Below are 18,840 nucleotides of genomic sequence, written 5' to 3'. Positions count from 1 at the left end.
GCACGATCTAGATCTAGACCTCAAAGGCCTGAGTGAAAGAGTGCTCACCCACCAACGGACTCAACCACCAGCCTGACCCACGGATCAAGCCGATGCACCCCCATTAGAGTGGGGCTGTGATCGAGTTCCTCATCGGCTCCAGCCTCGCAGCATCCGCCGGCCTCAACGCGTGGATGCCGTTGTTCCTGCTGGGCCTCGCCGACCGGTTTCTTCCTGCGGTGGAGCTCCCCTCCGGATGGTCATGGATCTCCAGCGATATCTCGCTATGGGTGCTCGGTGTTCTGCTGCTGCTTGAAGTTATCGCGGACAAGATCCCTGCGCTCGATTCGATCAATGACGTTATCCAGAGCGTGCTGCGCCCGGCATCCGGCGGCATCGTGTTCGGCGCGGGGGCGAGTGCACAGACTGTGGCGGTGACTGACCCTTCGTCGTTCTTCTCCGATAACACCTGGGTCCCGATCGTCACCGGCATCGTCATTGCGCTCATCGTCCACGTCGTCAAGGCGACCGCACGCGTGGCCGCGAACACCGTCACCGGCGGTCTCGCTGCCCCGGCGCTCAGCACTGCCGAGGACGGAGCATCCTTCCTGCTCGCGGCCCTCGCCATCGTCGTTCCGGTGCTCGCGGCGCTGCTCCTGGTCGGGCTGATCGTGGCGGTCGTCGTGTTCTTTCGCCGACGTCGTCGCACGCGCGAGCAGTCGATCCCCAGTGCCGGGTCGCTGCAACCGCCGACACTTTAGGACTACTCAGGCGCCGTCGGTCACTCGGACATACGGCGTGGTCGTCGAGACCTTCACCAGGCCTGCACGCTCAAGGATCGGACGCGAGAACTCGGTGGAGTCCGAGTTCAGGTACTTCTTGCCTCGTTCCAGCGCTGAACGCGCCCGCTGAGCGGTCAATGCTCGATAAATGCCGCGTCCACGCCATTCCGGCACGGTCGCACCGCCCCGGAGCCCAGCGAAATCGGTGTCGGCCACGGGCTCCAACCGCCCCGCACTGACGACGCGACCGTTGACCAGCGCGATCCACAATTCGGTGTCGGCCCCGCCGGCGATGCTCGCCACGGTGGCCTCGGCGCGCTCCTTCCACGCAGGATCGCCGAATATCTCGCCCTGCATGCGCTCCATCGCGAAGATCTCGGCGTCGCTGCGGACCTGACGGATCTCGACGCTGTCCGGCACGGTCACATTCTTGGCGAGCAGCGCGGCCTCACCGATCATGATCGACTCGGGATCCTCCGGCACGAAATCACGTGCGATGAGCACCTCGTGCAGCCCGGGCGCGACATCATGCGAGCGGGTCTTCCATTCGATTCTGGTGACGTCCTCACGTGCGGCAAAGTGCGCGATCGCCGCATCGACGTACCCGGTGACCAATGCCACGTCGGCGCCGGCGAGATCTGCGTAGGTGACGAAGCCGTAGCCGCCAGCGAACACCGCGAACCACAGCGGTCCGTGGCGTCCGGTGCGATCAGCGTGCAGAAGTTCCGATTCAGCGCGGAGTTGGAGATCGTAAGCATCCAAAAGTCGGAGTGGCACGGACTGAGTCTAGGGATGCTTCGCACGAGGCGACCGCAGCAGCACCATCGCGATGAGCGCTGCGATACATCCCATGGCGATCACGGCGGTAAGGAACCATCCCCAGCCGGCGTGACCGAACACGAGGCCGAGCACCCATCCGAACACACTCGATCCTGCGTAATAGGCGAAGTAGTACAGTGACGGCGCCTGCGCACGACTCTCCGGATCGGCAAGGACGGGCGCCCAACTCGAGGCGATCGCGTGCGCACCGAAAAAGCCTGCGGTGAAGATCACGAGCCCCACGAGGATGACAACCGACACCGGAACGAGCATCAGCGCCGCTCCTGAGACGAAGAGCCCGATCGCCCCGAGTAGCACGATGCGTCGTCCGTGGCGCGCCGCCAGCACGCCTGCCCAGGGTGACGAGACGGTGCCCGCCAGATACGCGAGGAAAAGCAAAGTGACCAGCCAGACCGGCAACAGGAACGGTGGTGCGATGAGGTGGAAGCCGAGGTAGTTGTACACCGCGACGAACGCACCCATAAGCAGGAACCCCTGCGCGTAGAGCGCGAGCAGCCGCGGTGAACGCAGAGCAGTGACAAGCCGTGTGATCAGGCCGGGTCCGGCATCCGCTCGCAAGCGCCCTGGAACGAATCTTCGCGCTCGTGGAACCAACCAGAGAAACAGCACGGCAGCGACAGTGCAGAGCAACGTGACACTCCAGACGCCGACTCGCCAGTCGAACGCCTCTCCCAGCGGCCCGGCGATCAGACGCCCGGACAGGCCGCCGACCGTGGTGCCCGCCGTGTAGCTGCCTGCAGCGGTCGCAACATGCCATGCGTGCACTTCCTCGCTGAGGTAAGCGAGCGCAACCGCAGGCACGGCACCGAGCGCGAGCCCCTCACCGAGGCGTAGGACCAGAAGCATCGTGATCTCGGTGCTCAGCGGTGCCGCGAGCCCGAAGAAGGTGGCGGCGATGATACCGATCGCCATCGCCGGGATGCGCCCGATGCGATCCGCGACAAGAGACCATGGGATGACGGCGGCGGCGATTCCGAGTGTTGCCGCCGAAATCGTCAGCGCCGCCGTTGCCGCGGAGACACCGAGGTCGGTGGAAATCTCCGGCAAGACCGCCTGCAGCGAGTACAACTGCGCGAATGTCGCGACACCGGCGAAGAACAGTCCGGCGATCAGATGCCGGTAGGAACGAGAGCCGGGAACGTGCCCGGAGAATCCGTCTGGATTCACTCGCTCGTGAGCTTCTTCCAGAGCGCATCCACCTGTTCGTGAGTGTGCTCCAGCGTGCCGGCGGTATCGATGACGACGTCCGCGATGGCGAGCCGCTTCTCGTCGGACACCTGGGCGTTGATGCGGTCCTGGGCCGCCTGCCGCTCCATACTGCGCAGCTCAATGAGCCTCTGCAGTCGCACTTCCGCTGGCGCGTGCGCGACGACGATCAACTCCCATGGATCATCCGCACGGGCTTCAACGAGCAGCGGAACGTCATAGACGACCACCGGTTGCGGATCCTGGGCGAGAGCCTCGTTCATCCGCCGCTTCGACTCTGCTCGCACCGCTGGATGCACGATCGCGTTGAGTCGCTTCAGGGCATCAGCATCTCCGAACACTCGCGACCCCAGTGAGGCACGGTCAAGTGAGCCGTCGGGGAGCAGGATGTCAGCTCCGAAGGCGTCGGCCATCTGCTGGAGTACGGGCGAACCGGCGGCCTGCACATCGCGCACGATCTGATCGGCATCCACCACGACGGCTCCGTAACCGGAGAGGCGTGCGGCAATCGTGGACTTTCCGGATGCGATTCCGCCGGTCAGCGCAATGAGAGGCATGCGTCCATCCTGGCATGCGGCGATCGTAGGTCCGTCGTGCACAACTGCGGATCCGGCGTGCGACACGCCGCCTGCGGGCATCCGATCACGGCGATTTACTCCCGCGATCCGCAGTTGTGCTCGGGACAAGCATCCGGAAACGCGGAACGGGCCGCCACCCGAAGGTGACGACCCGTTCCAGAAAAAGCGTGCTTACGCGTTGCCGCCCGAGAGCTTCTCGCGCAGAGCCGCGAGAGCCTCGTCGTCAGCAAGCGTGCCAGCGCCGGAGTCGCTCGTGAACGTCTGCGATGCGGCGAAGTCGTCGCCCGCAGCTGCCTCGGCCTCGGCTGCCTTGGCAACCGCAACCTTGTGAGCTTCCCAGCGAGTCTGGGCTGCAGCGTACTCCTGCTCCCAAGCTTCGCGCTGAGTGTCGAAGCCGTCCTTCCAAGCGCCTGTCTCGGGGTCGAAGCCCTCCGGGTACTTGTACTCGCCGTTGTCGTCGTACTCGGCGAGCATTCCGTACAGTGCCGGGTCGAACTCGGTGCCGTTGGGGTCAACCGACTCGTTGGCCTGCTTGAGCGACAGCGAAATGCGGCGACGCTCGAGGTCGATGTCGATGACCTTGACGAAGACCTCTTCACCGACAGAGACAACCTGCTCGGCCAGCTCGACGTGCTTGCTGGAGAGCTCGGAGATGTGAACGAGACCCTCGATGCCGTCTGCGACGCGAACGAACGCACCGAACGGAACGAGCTTGGTGACCTTGCCCGCAGCGATCTGACCGATCGCGTGGGTGCGGGCGAAGACCTGCCACGGGTCCTCCTGCGTCGCCTTCAGCGACAGGGAGACACGCTCACGGTCGAGGTCGACCTCAAGGATCTCGACGGTGACCTCCTGGCCAACCTCGACAACCTCAGAAGCGTGCTCGATGTGCTTCCAGGACAGCTCAGAGACGTGCACGAGGCCGTCCACGCCACCCAGGTCAACAAACGCACCGAAGTTGACGATCGACGAGACGACACCCTTGCGAACCTGACCCTTGTGCAGGTTGTTGAGGAAGGTCGTACGCGACTCGGACTGCGTCTGCTCGAGCAGCGCGCGGCGGCTCAGAACAACGTTGTTGCGGTTCTTGTCCAGCTCGAGGATCTTGGCCTCGATCTCCTGGCCCAAGTACGGGGTCAGGTCGCGGACGCGGCGCAGCTCGATGAGCGAGGCCGGCAGGAAGCCACGGAGACCGATGTCAACGATGAGGCCACCCTTGACGACCTCGATGACGGTTCCGGTGACAACACCGTCGTCTTCCTTGATCTTCTCGACGTCGCCCCAAGCGCGCTCGTACTGCGCACGCTTCTTGGACAGGATCAGACGGCCTTCCTTGTCCTCCTTCTGGAGAACAAGAGCCTCAACCACGTCGCCGACCTTGACAACATCGTTGGGGTCAACATCGTGCTTGATGGAAAGTTCGCGGGAGGGGATGACACCCTCGGTCTTGTACCCAACATCGAGCAGAACCTCATCGCGGTCGATCTTGACGATCGTGCCTTCGATGATGTCGCCGTCGTTGAAGAACTTCAGAGTCTTCTCGACCGCGGCCAGGAAGTCCTCAGCAGATCCGATGTCGTTGATGGCGACCTGCTTGGTGGCCGGGGCGGTCGTTGCGGTAGTCATTTAGTAGGTTGTCCTTGTGGGTGGAAACTCGGGCTTTTCGATGCTCACGCACGCGTGATTCATCATCGGAAAGCAAATGGATTTGGTGTAATCGACACTGGGCGCGCATGTCCACGCCACAAGTGACACTTCAGAATATCAGAGAAACCTCCATCCCGAAGCTGTGGATAACTTCGGCGGGAGACCGGGAGTTCGCGTTACCGTGTGCGAGTGACTTTCCTGCGATCGAGGGCGAACCGGATTCGGATGCTGGCGCTGCTGGCACTGGCCGCAGGAACGCTGTGCGCCTGTGCGCCTGAGCCAGTTCCGACCCCGACACCGACTGCCGCGTTCGCGACGGAAGAAGAGGCGTTCGCCGCCGCGGAGGAGGTCTACCGGGCTTACAACGATGCCGTTAACAGCCAACGAGAGAACGGGAGTGAGGCGAATCCGCAGGACTATCTCACTGGTCTTGCGCTCGAGAGCGATATAGACGCGAACCGGACCCTTGAACAGAACGCGATCCAGATCGAAGGTGACGGCGAAGTCCTATCGGTTCGCGGGAACGACGTGAATCTTACGTCCAGCCCGGGGCAAGTATCCGCGGATGTCTGCCTCGACGTCAGCAGCACCCGTGTCCTTAATTCGCAGGGCGTCGACGTCACGCCGAAGGACCGCGCCTCCGTCATTGCGCTTAGCGTCGAGTTCATAGTCGACGGTGACACGATCCTGATCGCTGCCTCAGCAGAAAATTCGGTCGCCGAATGTTGATCCCGCTTTTGCTCGCTTCGTCTTTTTTCCTCGTTCCACAAGCTGGGCTGCCTCTGGTCAATGGATGCGAACCCAAGCTCGCGGCGGCGGGTCTCTGCGGATCGACCGACGACAATGGCGTCAACATCGGCGGCACCGAGGTGATCCCTGGGTCGCCGGGGAATTCTGAACCCCCACGAAGCACACCCATCGGCAACGACGGTCGAGATGTCGATCCTCCGCCCAATCCGAACGACGCCGATTTCGCCGCGTGTCTACACGATTGGAACTCCTACCTCCGCTGTTTCGAAAACGCAGAGCAAGACCCAGACGAGGAAGTGGAAGACGTCGTCGAGATTCCCGCCGTCACGATCACTGATGTTGCTCGTTTCGCACCACAGGGGTCCATCGTCGCCGGCGAACCCGACAATGTCGGTGTCGTCGGCCTTCCGGTGAACTTCGTGGCGGCGGCATCCGAGCACAGTGTGGGCGGCGAGCTGTTTGGCTTCCCTATGACGGTGCGGTTCACCCCGTCGGGCTATGACTTCGATTACGGCGACGGCACCACAGTGAGCACCATGACGGGTGGCCAGAGCTGGGACGCACTCGGCCAGGCCCAGTTCACCCCCACCGACACGAGTCACACCTACGCAGATCGTGGCACCTACTTCGCTCACGTGAATGTTCGATATACGGCCGCGGTTGATTTTGGCATCGGCTGGTTCCCCATCACCGGAGAGGTAACTGCGACCGGCGCCGCGCAGGAGGTCCGCATCTTCGAAGCGCATACCGCACTGGTCGCCCACACCTGCCAGCAGAACGCCGCCTCCCCCGGCTGCTGACCACGGCGCGTCGGAGGCCTGTGCAATGCTGAACTCATGAGCGACAAGCTGATGCTGCTGGACACCGCGTCCCTATAATCGACGTATGACACCTTCTTTCACGAAAGACGCCCCTCCGGCGTCGCCTCAGCCCGTGATCGGCTATATCCGCCTCTCCAAGGAGCGCGAGGACTCCACTTCGGTTAAGAAGCAGCGGCAGATACTTGAGAGGTACGCCGCCGCCCATAACCTCCTCCTCATCGACGTCCAGGAGGACATCGACGTGTCGGCCAGCAAGAAGCGCCTGAACCGCCCGGGCCTCACGGAAGTACGCCGCGCTATCCGCGCTGGCGAAGCCACGGCAGTCTTGGTCTGGCGCATGGACCGGCTCGCCCGCTCCGTCGTAGACTTCGGCACCCTCCTAGACGAGGGTCTGCACATCATTAGTTGCACCGAGCCACTCGACACGACAACGCCGATGGGCCGCGCGATGGCCGAGGTACTCCAGGTGTTCGCCGCACTTGAGTCGCGCACCACCGGCGAGCGCATCCTCTCCAGCATCGCCTACCGCGTCTCCCAGGGTGACCGCTGGCGAGGCGGCCCCACGCCTTACGGTTACCGGAGCGTCCCGCACCTTTCCGGCGACGGCAGGACCTTACAGGTCGACGCTGACGAGGCCCGCTACATCCGCCAAGCCGCCGATATGGTGCTTGGCGGTGCCTCTCTCTACGCGGCGATGAACGTACTTCGAGACAGTGGCTCAAGACCTCGCCGCGCTGACGAGTGGTCCCTCTCCTCCATGAGAGTTGTCCTCATCGGTAACTCCGTACTTGGCCGACAGTCGCGGCACGGTCAACCGATCCGAGATGAGAACGGCCTCATCCAGACGCCGTGGGAGCCTATCCTGACCGTTGCCGAGGTAGAGCGGCTCCGCGCGCTCCTCGCACCCACCAAGCTCGCTTACACCCGGCGTAAGGCATCGCGCCTCCTTTCTGGCGTCCTGGTATGTGCCGCTTGTGGCACCAAGCTACGGATCAACTCCCGGCGCTCCTCTGGCGGCCCCAAGATCGAGTCTTACGGATGCCGTGCCAACGTCGACGGCCAGCGTTGCAAGTCCCCCGCCAGCATCAACGCTGACCAGATCGAGGCCTATATCACTGACGCTTTCCTTGGCGTCTTCGGCAAGTTGCAGATCGTTGAGCGCCGGGAGACCATCCGCGACAACGTAGGCCTAGCCGAGATACAGGAGGCCATCGCCCACACCACCGACGCCATGCGCATCCCTGGAGCGGACCTCTCCGCCCTCGCCGAGCGGTTGTCCGCCTTGGTCGCAAGCCGCGATGACCTCGCCGCCCTGCCCTCCGTCCCGACCGTGGAGCTAGTCGAACTTGGCGAGACTTACGGCGAACGCTGGGCCACCTCAACTGTCGACGGCCAACGCCGCATGCTCGCCGACGCGCTGACGGGGCGCATCGCGGTGCACGCCATTGGCCGCGGCCACCGCGGCATCAGCGAGGAACGTGTCAACGTCCCCTGGCGCTGGATTACCGGCGACTCCGCAACTATCCAGGTGGACTGGATCGACGAGAGCGACGACCTCAGTGCAGACAAGGCCGTCTGGATCATCGACCGCGCCGAGGAGGCCCTGGCGCTGGAGGATGCCGACTCCACGGATGCCGATGTGCTCCAGCTCCGCGACCTACTGGCTACCTTCCGCAGCGGCGACACGTCCGCGGCTCGCCCCCTGGCAGACCTCCTCCGCTTGGATGTCCGCATCACCCCGACCGAGCTGGAGGCCACAGCATGACCGCCGACCGCCAGCCCGACGCCCTCCAGTTCATCGGCTCTCGCACCATTTGGAGTGCCGCCCGAGACGCGCACGCGCACCGTCTCCAGCACGCCCCCGACGCCGAGGCCTCACCCGAGGTCTGGTGCGGCGGCGGCCTCTACTGGCTACCGTTCGCCGACGGCGTCCGCGGCGTCTTGGTCCCGCAGCACTTCGGCGGCGGCGGCCCGTCCATCATCCGCACCAGCGAGATGGCGGACCGTCTGGAGGCCATGCGCGTGGCCCCGTTGCCGGATGAGTTCGCCTAGGGCCTCCGGCCCTACCTTGCAAGGCCCCCAGCAGCATCCCACTGGGGCCTTTTGCATGCCCGAGCACCCGCAGCAGCTCCAGGCCCTCCTCGACACGTTGACGATACTCCGGCGCTCCGCGCCCACACTGGCCCGGTTGTATACCCTCACCGCAGCCACACGCCGAGGCCGCGCGGAGGATGACGCCGGGGCCGCCTCCGGGGATGGTGCCGCAGCCGCCCGGGGCCGAGGTGGAGCAGCGGATGGGCAGCCCAGTGCAACGCACGAGCAACGGGCATCGTCTCCGCCCTTTCCGGCGCACTCTGGCGTGCGAGCCGTCGCCAGCTCCGCGCCGGATGACGACGAGCTGCCACCCGTCGTCGCGCCGGAGGAGGTGGCGGTGACTCCCGTGCAGGGCGAGTGTCACACAAGTGACGTAAACGACGATAAAACCGTCATTTATATATCACCTCTTAAGAGTGAGAGAGAGCTTAGACACAGATGTAGTAATGACGGAACGAAACGTCATTTACGCTACTTGTGTTACATCGGCCCCACGGCACCACCGACCGCCACCCCTTCCCTGAGTGTTTCCTGAGAACCTGGCCCCATCACCGCCCCTGCCACCCAACTTCCGCGTATTTCCGCGGGTCGCCGTGGGTAACCAGGCGCACTCCTAATTGGGAGAGAAAAACACCATCTCCTCCCCCTCACTCTTCAACGCCCTTCGGACTCGGACCCGGAGGGCGTCCCTTTTTCAGCCATCACGTACGTACGAAGGACCCCACCATGCAGACCTCCGCCTGTGAAACCTGTGGAGCGCCCTCCACCTCCCGCTTCTGCACCGAGGCACACCGCCTCAAGGAGTGGCGAGCGCGCCAGGCCCACCACCGCGAGCTGACGGACAAGCTCCTTGCTCAGCGCCGTCGCCTCGCACGAGAGGCCGACGCCGCTCTAGCTGACGGCAGCATCGACAAGCTGACCGCCGTGGCCCGCCGCGCCGCCTCCCTTCTGGCTGCCTAGCGTCTCCGCTTCGTGCTCTCCTGAACGAGCTGGCAGGAGAAACACGCGAGCGCCCCGCACCCGTTCCTAGAAGCCCGGGTCCCACGCGGGACGCTCACCTCCTCACCAGCGCTACCTAGGCAGCACACCGGCTCCAGGCGCACTCCTCCCCGTACACATCCCCGCCGCCTCGCGCGGCACCTCATCATGGTCGCTTTCGGTTCTGGCAGAACAAGACCCATCACCGACTCCAGCCCCTCCCGGATTGATCCCCGGCGAGGGGCTGGCGTCTTTCTGCCCTCCGACATCGACTACCACCCGGCGTCTGCCAGCGCATAACGAAAGCACCCCCATGACACTCACCTTCCGCGCCGCGTATGACCGCTACGCGACCAGCACCCCCGGCGCGTCTAGCTCGCACCGAGCTGCCGCCCACCTCACTGCCCGCTTCCTTGCTCCCAACGACCCGCACGCCATAACCTTCCGCGTACCGACCCCTGAGCATGTCGCTCGATTTGGCATCGTCAAGTCTCTTGAACGGGCCGGACTAACTCACCGCGACATCCGCGAGGTTCGCGAGGCGGTCCACACCTTCATCTCCGGCGTTTACCGGCGACACCATGGCCCCCTTGCTTACCGCACCCCAAAGTATGGACGCGAGCACCTCGCCGAGGATGTCCCTGTCCTCGACCTCTCTAAGCACTACCGGGGACTCCAGGCCGCGCTGAACTTCACCTTCGATGCTGACCACCCGGATAACGCCGGTCTCTACTTCGACCGCTGGGACTACGAGGAGGCCATAATCTCGGCAACCCTGGACGCCCTCCGCACCCGCGCCGACGACGCCGCCCGGAACGCCGCATGTGCCGCCGCCCGCGAGGCCCGAGAGCAGCGCACGACGCGCCCGCCGCAACCGACGACCACAGCCCTCACCGATGAGCAGCGCGCCCGCTACCGTGCAACCGCCCAGACCAAGCGCGTAGCCGAGGCAGACGCCCAACTCCAGACCGTGACCGACACCCTCGCTGCGCTCATTGACGATGGCGAGCTGGCCCCGGGCGCGCGTCTCTCCCGCGCCGAGCTGACCGACATGGTTAGGGCCGCCCTCTCGCCCAGCGACCGCAGCGCCCTCGCCCCTCGGCGCACTACAGCGCTGATCCTCCAGGCCGCCGCATCGCACAGTCTCGCCGAGTGCGTCCTCAGCTCTGGTAATGGCAAGCGCACCCGCGGCTTCGTTTACACGCCCCAGACCGCTACCCACACCGCCCAGACAACCCACGAGCAGCCCGAGGAGGCCCCCGTGAACCTCACTGAACAGACCACCGCCATGGCACCACGCTGCCGACGCTGCCGACCGCCTCACAGCCGCCCTGGAACGCCTCCAGCTCCAGCAGGAGCGGATGCTCGCCGGTGACCGTCTCGGCGCTCTCCAGGCGCAGCAGGACGCACTCAACACCATCCCCGCGCCCGTAACCGACCTGGACACTTACCGCGCCCGACGGGCAGCCTGACCGCCCCAGGCGGTCTACCTTTCGACCCCGCTGCCAAGGCGCAGCATCACCGGCCCACCCACGGGCCACAACCACCCCTAGGAGAAAACCGTGGCCTTCCGCCCCGACCACCCCAACAGCAGCGACTTTATCAAGCCCTTCCCCGAGTGGATCATCTCCGCCATCCCCGGCGCAGCCGAGAAGGACGACGCCGTAAAGGCCACCGCCAAGGCCGTCCACGACGCCACCACCAAGGCCGCCGCTGCCAACGCCAAGCGCGCCGCTCTCGGTGGCCCAGACGGTCCCGCCGCTCACGTCAAGCGCGCCGCCTGGGATAACGCAGATGACGAGTACCGCGCCGTATCTGCGCAGATCGCCCCGGCGCAGCTCGCCCATGATCGCGCAGCCAAGGCCCGCTTCGAGTTCGTCTATGACGCCATGGACGGCGAGGCCTTCACCGCGCAGACCGAGCCGCTGTATGCCGAGGCATCACGCCGCACCCAGGAGCACCTGGACGCCCTCCAGGCAGCTCTGGACGAGCGGGACCGCTTCGCCTCCGCCCTGGGCCGCGTCATCGATGTGGAGGGCGGTAACTGGGGCCTCCGTAACGCCCTCGCTAACGTCGCCGCCTACGTGGCCGCGGGCCTGAACGACGAGGATGAGGACGCCTGGAGCATCGTCAATGACGCTCTCGGCGCATCCCTGGCTCTGACCGACACCAAGATGGAAGTCATCCGCGCATGCAACGCCATCCGCGATGATAAGGCCATCCCGGCAGCGGGCAAGGCCGACGCCTACCGCGCCATCCTCAGACGGTTCAGGATGTCGCCTCAGCGGGTGATCCGATGACCGACGACCTCACGCCCGAGCAACAGCCCACCGAGGCCGACCAGCAGCGCACCGCGCGCGAGGCCTCCCGCCTCTCCTATCGCGGCCAGGTCCCCGATGACTGGCACGACGAGTACGACCGCCTGGCGAGACGCATGCAGCCGCAGGCCGCAGCGTTGATCATCCGCGACCGTATCCGCCGCCGCAAGGTGGAGGCCGCGCTCCCCGTTGCCGACAGCGTCGTGGCTGACCTCCGCCGCTAACAGTCAACCCCGGCGTTTACACACCCCCTGCCCGCCCCGCTGCCCACAGTGAGGGCGGGCAGGCCCCATCACTTCAAGGAGACCACCCCATGTCTAACCCCACCTACGCCGAGTTACTCGCCGCCCACCACGCCGCTGAGACCGCGCGCCTCGCCCTGGCCGCCGAGCTGACAGAGACCCGCCGCTCCCTCTGGCGATCGCAGACCATTATCCGGCTGCCTCACTTGGCCCCCGTCATCGACTTCATCAAGGGCAGCACCGCGGACGACTACGCCGCCAACGCCGACGAGCTGAACGCTGCACTGGCCGCAGCACGTTCGCCGCGCAAGCGCTGACCACAGCCAGGCCGCGGATAATGATGTCCGCGCGTCCGCTGCCGCTCTCATCGTGGGACGACGAGCAGCAGCATGAGCAGCCCGCGGCGCTTCCTGTCTCCAGGCGTTGCGGGCTGCACGCCCGCCGCTAGACCCAGTGCTCGGTCTCACCTGTCAACCGCTTGTGATGCCATGCCCTTCCTGACACGCGCCACTTGACGTTGACGACGACTGCAACGGTCACGGGCACGCCCACGCCCTCGGCGTCGAACACCGCCCGTTGCGCCGAGAACTTCGGGAGCACGGCGGGAAAGTCCAAGACGATAGCACCGCCCATCGCCTTCACAAAGTCAGACCGTCCCGAACCTGTGACGCCGTATAGCTCCGCCGAGGCCGTCACGTCGCGGGCGTCATCTACACCGAGGTTGGTGATGGTCAACCGCGCGCGTCCCGGGTCTAGCGACAATTTCCAATCGATACCAGAGGCGTCCTGTCGGACCTCCACACGGCGCGCACGACGCTCCGCAATGATCGCGACGATGACCGACCCGCCGCCGAGTACAACGCTCGCCACGAGCGCCCCAATCGCGATGCCATCTGACGCGTCCACGGCGTCAACCTTAGAGCAGCCAAGACTGAACCCGAGCCGCATCCCGCCTTTCGACGATGACCCGGGGGTATCCGGCGCTTCTCCGGCGCTGACCTCCACGCAGCTCCAGCCGACGACCGGGCGCAGAGTCCGCCGACCTCCACCACGAGCGCGTCGCCGCGGCCACCCCCTGGGGAGGGACTCCCCCCACCCCGCCATCTTCCCGCCCGGAGGGGCATAGCGTCTCCCTGTGCGCGCGAGTTCCAGGGTTTAAACGCTGAGAGCTCCCTAAGACTAACTACCCACTCGCTAGCGCTTCCCATGCGTGGGCAGGCCACCAGAGACTGTCCAAATACTTCGCTTGCGTTTGCCTTGAGCCTTTGTCCGCTCGGCTGGCGTGGGGTCCATGCCAGCCGAGCACCAACGCTTGCTTGGCAACTGGTGCGCGCTTATCCGCCCATCACTCCTCAGGCGCACAGCCCCTCCGCAACGCGGGCACTCAGCTCGACGCCAGGTCACCGGCGGCGCGACTACCTCTGGCTCAAACCGAAGCACGGAGCGCTCGACTACTGCCCCAGACCCGGCACAACGTCGCGCTTCAGCTTGCGCTCGTTTTCCAACGACGCCCTCAGGCAGGAGCCGATGTTCGGCAACGCGACCATGAACCGTCACCGGCACAACGAACGTACACACCTCACAGTCGACCCGCTGCCCCGAAAACTGCGGCTGGCTCGGAACGATCACGACAGGCGACGAGGGCAGCGCGGTTGCTCCCGATCGCCGAAGCCGGGGAAAGGTCTTCGCCACCACGAAGCTCAAAAGAGCAGGGTCTATCGCCACGCCTGACCCGGGGCAGAGCACTCGCCGCGGCGCTGACTTGCGATGTCTCCGCCAACCCTCTAATACTTCGTGCTGTGCGATGCGACCGTAGATAGTCACGAGCACACGCCCCGAACAGGCCTCGCACGTGACGCGCTGCCCCGACAGAGGCGGCTGGTTCTTTACGAGCCACGTCACGGTCCTCTGCACGAGCACCTCGCCGCGCCCGAGCCGTGACGGTTCACGTCGTTTCCCTTGCCCATCGGACCCGGCGCATCGCTGACCGGACGCGTCCAGATGGACGCTCATCACACCTTCACGCGTCAACAGGTGCCACTCGTTACAGACACCGCACTTCCGACTAACGGTCATCACCACATAGTTGCAGGACCTGCCGACAAAGTGGCCCATCTCAACGCGCCTATATCCTGACGGCCCACCTCCTCGCCGAGGTCGCCCGCGTCGGCGCTCATCGCGTCCTCGCCTTCACCCAGACGCAGCCCACCGCTAATAGCGTGTAAATGCACAGGCCCCGACCCGGTTCGTTCCCGGGCGCGGGGCCTTTCGTCGTTTACACGCCGCTAGGGCGGACACTACTTCGACCCGGCGCGCTCCGCCGCCTCACGCTTACCCTCAGGCAGCATCGCGTATATCTCGGCAGAGCGTCTCGGGCGGGTAATCAGCTCCTCCACCAGCTCATTGATCGCCAAAAGGAACGTCTCGGCAAGCTCACCCTGTTCTTCACTCAAGTACAGCGCCACGAGTTCACCCTCCTCACTATGCAAGGCGTCATTGCCGACGATCCGCAGGGCCGTGAGCACCTGCCACAAGGCCGGGTTGATCCGCTCCTTCAACTCGCCAATCCTTGTGTTCAAGTCCCGGCGCTTAGGATCGTCGTCAATTGCCTTGAGCAAGGCTTCCAGCGCCGCACGGCCCAGAGCCGCAGCTGCACGCCGTGATCCTTCAAGAACCGCGGCTGCTTCGTTGAACAACACGACAGCAGGTTCCGGCATGTCCTCGTGGGCACTCACCGCGGTATGCGTCGAACGAGGAAAGATCAACTCTCCTTCGCGCCACAGCGACATCCGGTTGCACGCTGCGCAGAGTGTCGCTTGCCACTGCGATCCCGGATAATACTGGTCCCACATCTGCGACTCTTCGCTCGCGTATCGCCAGTCGGCAGGCGACACTGTCGCACCATTTGGCTCGAAGTAGTCTGTTTTATCGACCAAGGCGTACGTTTCACTCCCACCATCTGGCGTCGTAATGATCCTCGGCGTCGCCATCAGCTGGTGCGCTCGCTTGCCACAGTGCGGGCAGTCCATCGACTGGACCAACTTGTCGCTCGCAGCAGGGTCATTGATCGCATAACGTTCTGAAGCCATAGCGCGAGCTTAGCCACCGGCGACTTCGCCGACGACGCCTGAATATCCGCTAGCGTCAGCGTGTGACCGACCTCGCCGACCTCATCCCGCCGCACGACCCCGCCGAGGACACCCTCGCAACCGTCGGCGGCATGGCGCTCGACGCAATCCCTCTCCTCGGCCCTCTCGCCGGTCGCGTACTTGACCACGCCCTCGCCACGCGCGAGCGCGAACGCCGCCACGAGTTTGACACCGCCATCGTCGACGAGGTCCAACGTCTCGCTGAGCGGACCAACGCCGCCCTGACCGTGGCCGACGTGGTCAACTCCGACGAGTTTCTCGCAACGCTAGCCCGCACCCGCCGCGAGGCAGCCGAGACCGCCAGCGCTACCAAGCGCCAGCGCCTCGCACGCGCTGCCGCCTCCACTCTTGACCCCGGCGCACCCGAACGTGCCGAACGCCAGCACTACCTCCGGCTCATCATCGAACTAGAGGACATCCACATCTGGCTCCTTGCCTACTTCCACGATCCGCGCGCCTGGCTCGACGCCCACGATCTCTCACATGCCTACGGGAACAACTTTGGCGGCAGCGGGACCGGGCCGCTGGAGGCCGCCCTTGAGCACTTCGGCATGACACTCACACAGCCCATCGAGGGCGCGCTGGAGGAACTTGAACGCCGCGCGCTCGCCTCACCGCAGCTTCGCAGCTTCATGACTCAAGGCGGCATGGTCCAGACACGAACCACCCCCGGCGCTAACGCCTTCCTTCAATACCTCGGCGAAGGCGACCCCGCGGATGCCGCGCCGCCCGTGGCATAAGCAAGGATGACCCCATGGGCTTCCTAGACTCGATCCGCGCGCTACTCGGCGGCAAGCCGCCAGCGCCGACCTCCCCCAGCAAGCCGACCAAGACGCGCGTCACCTTCCGCGCCGAGGTGGTCAGCGAGCCACGCGAGAGCGCCTACCTCGCGCAGGAGGACCACGCGCGGCTCCTCCAGCCCAACGCCGACGGGCTGGCCCCCGTCCACCTGGTCCGGCGTGGCCGTGCCCTCTGGCTCGCCGAGGACACGACCGGCAAGCTCATCAACGTGGATAACCGCTCCCTCCGCCGCCTCGGCGTCTGGGGCGTAAAGGTCCGCGGCACCTCCTATTACAAGGGCAAACCCCGACTCGGCGACGCGCACCTTGTCCGCGAGCCTGACAACCCGCACGACCCCAACGCCGTCGCCATCCACGTCAACGGCCAGATCATCGGCCACTACAACAAGGGCATGGCGTCGGGACTCGCCAAGCTCGTAGACGCTGGTGAGCCACTGGAGGCTACCGTCATCGCCACCGATCCCGCCAAGGTCCTGGCCGCGCGGCCCGAGGTACTCGCCCACCTCCGCCGCTACCTCTGACCGCGCTATCGCCGACTACCCGCCGAGGTCGCCCGCAGCGACGGCTTCCAGCGCACGGCAGCGCACGAACAACGAGAAGGTGAGCACTTCCACTCTGGCGACTCCTAGACTCCGCGCTCATGAGCAACGTAAAGACGCCAAACCTGGACCCGTTCCCCGCCGACAATAAGCGCTACGCCCAGGCGACACGACGGCCAGATTTAAGCCCTCAGATCACACCTACCGTGAAGGTCATGACAGACCTACTCCCACCCGATGCCATCGTCCAGCTTCTCGCAGCCCGAGCCGCCCGCCAGCCATCCCGCCGCGATACCCCGCGACCCCATAGCGCCGCAGCGTCCGCGGCAGTAACGCCCCTCGCGAGGCGACGGGCTGTACCCTCTCTGATCGCGTGCCCCAGCAACGAGGAGCACGAGCTTGAACTAAACGGCGTGTGCTCCGTCTGCGGCGCTCTGGACCTCTCCACCGCCGCCTGAGCAGCGCTATCCTCGGCGCATGACCGATACGCCGCACACCGACCCGCTGGGCCGCCGTCCCGGCGACATCGCCACGGCGAAGGAGATCGGCACCGAGTGGCGTATCGACGCCGTCCGAGACGACCCCTGGGCACCCGGCGCGACCCAGTACCTCGCGCAGCGGATCGACCGCGACACCCCCGCCGAGTGGATCGACGCGCAGCACTTCGAGACTCCATCACCCCCCGCGCACGACAAGGCCCCCGGCCCGCTCATCTCCGAGCAGACCGGGGGCCTTCGTCGTCTACGCGGCGACCAGCTCGCCGAGGTCCGCGGCGACCAGCTCGCCGAGGTCCGCGGCGACCCACTCCAGCATCTCGCCGAACATGTCCGCGTCGATCACACCCGCGCGCAGCAGGTCGCCGAGACCATCGGGGCCTTCGGATGCTAGCGCCAGCTCCACCGTCCGGCGCGTGTCGGCGTCCAGCGTCGCCGCCAAGCCCCACGCCGCGAACTCCACAGCCTTCGCCCCGTGGGCCGCCATAATCTGCTCCAGCTCGCTCATGTTTCCCTCTCATCGCCGCGTCCGTCGCGTCGTCTGAGAGTCACGCTACCGCAGATAAAACCCAGGTCGCACCGCGAAAAACGCCTTGCGGGCGTCTCCTCGCGCAAGGAGCCTTGCGTTGCGCGGCTACCTCGGGCCGAGCATCGCCTTCTGGGGCGTTTGCCCGCGCCCCGTACCCTTGTCTCATGGCTCATCTCGGCGAGAAGTTGCTTTTACTCGACACCGCGTCCCTCTACTTCCGGGCGTTCTACGGCGTGCCCGACAAGGTGAAAGCCCCCGACGGATCCTCGGTGAATGCGGTGCGCGGCCTGCTCGACATCGTCGCGAAGCTCGTCAAGCTCTACGAGCCGACACACATCGTCGCCTGCTGGGACGACGACTGGCGCCCGCAATGGCGAGTTGACCTCATCCCCAGCTACAAGGCACACCGGGTCGTCGAAGTTGTCGCCACCGGTCCCGACGTCGAGGAGGTTCCTGACCCACTCGAGGCGCAGCTTCCGCTCATCCGCGAGGCGCTGACTGCGCTCGGCATCCCCATCGTCGGCGTCACCGAGCATGAGGCTGATGACGTCATCGGCACTCTCGCGACCCGCGCCACCATGCCCGTTGACATCGTCACCGGTGATCGCGATCTTTTCCAACTCGTCGACGACGGTCGCAGCATCCGCGTCGTCTACACGGCACGGGGCATGAGCAACCTTGAGGTCGTCTCTGATGAGACAGTCGTGAAGAAGTACGGCGTACTCCCCTCGCAGTACGCCGACTTCGCAACGCTGCGCGGTGATGCGTCCGATGGACTCCCCGGTGTCGCTGGAGTCGGCGACAAGACGGCCGCCACACTGCTGCAGGCGCACGGTGACCTCGCCCAGATCCGGGCCGCCGCTGCTGCGGGTGATGGCATGAGTGCCGGAGTGCGCGCGAAGATCCTCGCTTCATCCGCTTACCTCGATGTCGCGCCAACCGTGGTCGAGGTCGCCAGCGCACTCGACATCACACCTCCGACCGATGCTGTGCGCGCGCTCGATCCGGCCGAGTCAGACGTCGCCGTCGCGCTCGCCCAGCGGTGGAATCTCGGCTCGTCGATGGATCGAGCCATCGCGGCGCTCGCAAGATAG

At 65.4% G+C, this 18,840-nt stretch carries 20 protein-coding genes; 14 read left to right on the top strand and 6 right to left on the bottom strand.

From position 1 onward, the window contains the following. Positions 1-116: 116 nt before the first annotated feature. Complete coding sequence (locus tag ACSU1G_RS33045) at positions 117-740, top strand: DUF4126 domain-containing protein (protein ID WP_439285645.1); 624 nt, start codon at positions 117-119, stop codon at positions 738-740. Between the two features lie 6 nt (positions 741-746). On the opposite strand, the gene ACSU1G_RS33040 is transcribed toward ACSU1G_RS33045, so the two are convergent. The 4 genes from ACSU1G_RS33040 to rpsA form a co-directional block, all read right to left on the bottom strand. Continuing rightward, complete coding sequence (locus ACSU1G_RS33040) at positions 747-1,538, bottom strand: GNAT family N-acetyltransferase (protein ID WP_439285643.1); 792 nt, start codon at positions 1,536-1,538, stop codon at positions 747-749. 9 nt (positions 1,539-1,547) lie between these two features. Beyond that, positions 1,548-2,768: an MFS transporter gene (locus ACSU1G_RS33035; RefSeq protein WP_439285641.1), complete on the bottom strand. Its 1,221-nt coding sequence runs from the start codon at positions 2,766-2,768 to the stop codon at positions 1,548-1,550. After that, positions 2,765-3,364, bottom strand: a complete 600-nt coding sequence (coaE, locus tag ACSU1G_RS33030) for a dephospho-CoA kinase (RefSeq protein ID WP_439285639.1) — start codon at positions 3,362-3,364, stop codon at positions 2,765-2,767. Before coaE ends, ACSU1G_RS33035 begins: the two co-directional genes overlap by 4 nt. 192 nt (positions 3,365-3,556) lie before the next feature. Next, positions 3,557-5,011, bottom strand: a complete 1,455-nt coding sequence (rpsA, locus tag ACSU1G_RS33025) for a 30S ribosomal protein S1 (RefSeq protein WP_439285637.1) — start codon at positions 5,009-5,011, stop codon at positions 3,557-3,559. 210 nt (positions 5,012-5,221) lie between these two features. Between rpsA and ACSU1G_RS33020 the strand changes: the two genes are divergently transcribed. From ACSU1G_RS33020 to ACSU1G_RS32980, 9 genes are all read left to right on the top strand, one after another. Next, the gene (locus ACSU1G_RS33020; RefSeq protein ID WP_439285635.1) at positions 5,222-5,761 is read left to right on the top strand and encodes a hypothetical protein; all 540 of its coding nucleotides are present in this window, start codon (positions 5,222-5,224) and stop codon (positions 5,759-5,761) included. Positions 5,762-6,078: 317 nt separating this feature from the next. Continuing rightward, positions 6,079-6,582, top strand: a complete 504-nt coding sequence (locus ACSU1G_RS33015; RefSeq protein WP_439285634.1) for a hypothetical protein — start codon at positions 6,079-6,081, stop codon at positions 6,580-6,582. Positions 6,583-6,667: 85 nt separating this feature from the next. Then, entirely contained in the window at positions 6,668-8,368 is a 1,701-nt protein-coding gene (locus ACSU1G_RS33010) for a recombinase family protein (RefSeq protein ID WP_439285632.1), read from the top strand. Next, positions 8,365-8,655 (top strand): hypothetical protein, encoded by a 291-nt coding sequence (locus tag ACSU1G_RS33005; protein WP_439285630.1) that lies wholly within the window; start codon positions 8,365-8,367, stop codon positions 8,653-8,655. Before ACSU1G_RS33010 ends, ACSU1G_RS33005 begins: the two co-directional genes overlap by 4 nt. Positions 8,656-9,423: 768 nt before the next feature. Beyond that, complete coding sequence (locus ACSU1G_RS33000) at positions 9,424-9,657, top strand: hypothetical protein (protein ID WP_439285628.1); 234 nt, start codon at positions 9,424-9,426, stop codon at positions 9,655-9,657. 331 nt (positions 9,658-9,988) lie between these two features. After that, positions 9,989-11,050, top strand: a complete 1,062-nt coding sequence (locus ACSU1G_RS32995; RefSeq protein WP_439285626.1) for a hypothetical protein — start codon at positions 9,989-9,991, stop codon at positions 11,048-11,050. A 187-nt stretch (positions 11,051-11,237) separates the two neighbouring features. Then, positions 11,238-11,975 (top strand): hypothetical protein, encoded by a 738-nt coding sequence (locus ACSU1G_RS32990; RefSeq protein WP_439285624.1) that lies wholly within the window; start codon positions 11,238-11,240, stop codon positions 11,973-11,975. Then, entirely contained in the window at positions 11,972-12,217 is a 246-nt protein-coding gene (locus ACSU1G_RS32985; protein ID WP_439285622.1) for a hypothetical protein, read from the top strand. Before ACSU1G_RS32990 ends, ACSU1G_RS32985 begins: the two co-directional genes overlap by 4 nt. A gap of 89 nt (positions 12,218-12,306) precedes the next feature. Continuing rightward, entirely contained in the window at positions 12,307-12,552 is a 246-nt protein-coding gene (locus ACSU1G_RS32980) for a hypothetical protein (RefSeq protein ID WP_439285620.1), read from the top strand. A 127-nt stretch (positions 12,553-12,679) separates the two neighbouring features. Here the strand turns inward: ACSU1G_RS32980 and ACSU1G_RS32975 are convergent, their stop codons facing one another. Together ACSU1G_RS32975 and ACSU1G_RS32970 are read right to left on the bottom strand one after the other, a co-directional pair. After that, positions 12,680-13,141: a hypothetical protein gene (locus ACSU1G_RS32975; protein WP_439285618.1), complete on the bottom strand. Its 462-nt coding sequence runs from the start codon at positions 13,139-13,141 to the stop codon at positions 12,680-12,682. A gap of 1,391 nt (positions 13,142-14,532) precedes the next feature. Beyond that, positions 14,533-15,324, bottom strand: coding sequence for a DUF4145 domain-containing protein (locus tag ACSU1G_RS32970; protein ID WP_439285616.1), 792 nt, complete (start codon positions 15,322-15,324; stop codon positions 14,533-14,535). Between the two features lie 62 nt (positions 15,325-15,386). Here ACSU1G_RS32970 and ACSU1G_RS32965 point away from each other — a divergent pair, with 62 nt between their 5' ends. From ACSU1G_RS32965 to ACSU1G_RS32950, 4 genes are all read left to right on the top strand, one after another. After that, positions 15,387-16,124: a hypothetical protein gene (locus tag ACSU1G_RS32965; RefSeq protein ID WP_439285614.1), complete on the top strand. Its 738-nt coding sequence runs from the start codon at positions 15,387-15,389 to the stop codon at positions 16,122-16,124. 14 nt (positions 16,125-16,138) lie between these two features. After that, entirely contained in the window at positions 16,139-16,705 is a 567-nt protein-coding gene (locus tag ACSU1G_RS32960; protein WP_439285613.1) for an HIRAN domain-containing protein, read from the top strand. A gap of 495 nt (positions 16,706-17,200) precedes the next feature. Continuing rightward, the gene (locus tag ACSU1G_RS32955; RefSeq protein ID WP_439285611.1) at positions 17,201-17,611 is read left to right on the top strand and encodes a hypothetical protein; all 411 of its coding nucleotides are present in this window, start codon (positions 17,201-17,203) and stop codon (positions 17,609-17,611) included. A 299-nt stretch (positions 17,612-17,910) separates the two neighbouring features. Beyond that, the gene (locus tag ACSU1G_RS32950; RefSeq protein WP_439285609.1) at positions 17,911-18,840 is read left to right on the top strand and encodes a 5'-3' exonuclease; all 930 of its coding nucleotides are present in this window, start codon (positions 17,911-17,913) and stop codon (positions 18,838-18,840) included.

It is taken from the genome of Microbacterium sp. A93, from assembly GCF_051842835.1.
Note: the sequence above shows the minus strand (reverse complement) of the source record. Positions and strands in the feature narration are given on the sequence as shown.

Coding starts and splice junctions, on each gene's coding strand:
- coaE (WP_439285639.1), bottom strand. CDS start 3,364: ATGCCTCTCATTGCGCTGACCGGCGGAATCGCATCCGGAAAGTCCACG.
- rpsA (WP_439285637.1), bottom strand. CDS start 5,011: ATGACTACCGCAACGACCGCCCCGGCCACCAAGCAGGTCGCCATCAAC.
- ACSU1G_RS33010 (WP_439285632.1), top strand. CDS start 6,668: ATGACACCTTCTTTCACGAAAGACGCCCCTCCGGCGTCGCCTCAGCCC.
- ACSU1G_RS33005 (WP_439285630.1), top strand. CDS start 8,365: ATGACCGCCGACCGCCAGCCCGACGCCCTCCAGTTCATCGGCTCTCGC.
- ACSU1G_RS33000 (WP_439285628.1), top strand. CDS start 9,424: ATGCAGACCTCCGCCTGTGAAACCTGTGGAGCGCCCTCCACCTCCCGC.
- ACSU1G_RS32995 (WP_439285626.1), top strand. CDS start 9,989: ATGACACTCACCTTCCGCGCCGCGTATGACCGCTACGCGACCAGCACC.
- ACSU1G_RS32985 (WP_439285622.1), top strand. CDS start 11,972: ATGACCGACGACCTCACGCCCGAGCAACAGCCCACCGAGGCCGACCAG.
- ACSU1G_RS32980 (WP_439285620.1), top strand. CDS start 12,307: ATGTCTAACCCCACCTACGCCGAGTTACTCGCCGCCCACCACGCCGCT.
- ACSU1G_RS32970 (WP_439285616.1), bottom strand. CDS start 15,324: ATGGCTTCAGAACGTTATGCGATCAATGACCCTGCTGCGAGCGACAAG.
- ACSU1G_RS32960 (WP_439285613.1), top strand. CDS start 16,139: ATGGGCTTCCTAGACTCGATCCGCGCGCTACTCGGCGGCAAGCCGCCA.
- ACSU1G_RS32955 (WP_439285611.1), top strand. CDS start 17,201: ATGACCGATACGCCGCACACCGACCCGCTGGGCCGCCGTCCCGGCGAC.
- ACSU1G_RS32950 (WP_439285609.1), top strand. CDS start 17,911: ATGGCTCATCTCGGCGAGAAGTTGCTTTTACTCGACACCGCGTCCCTC.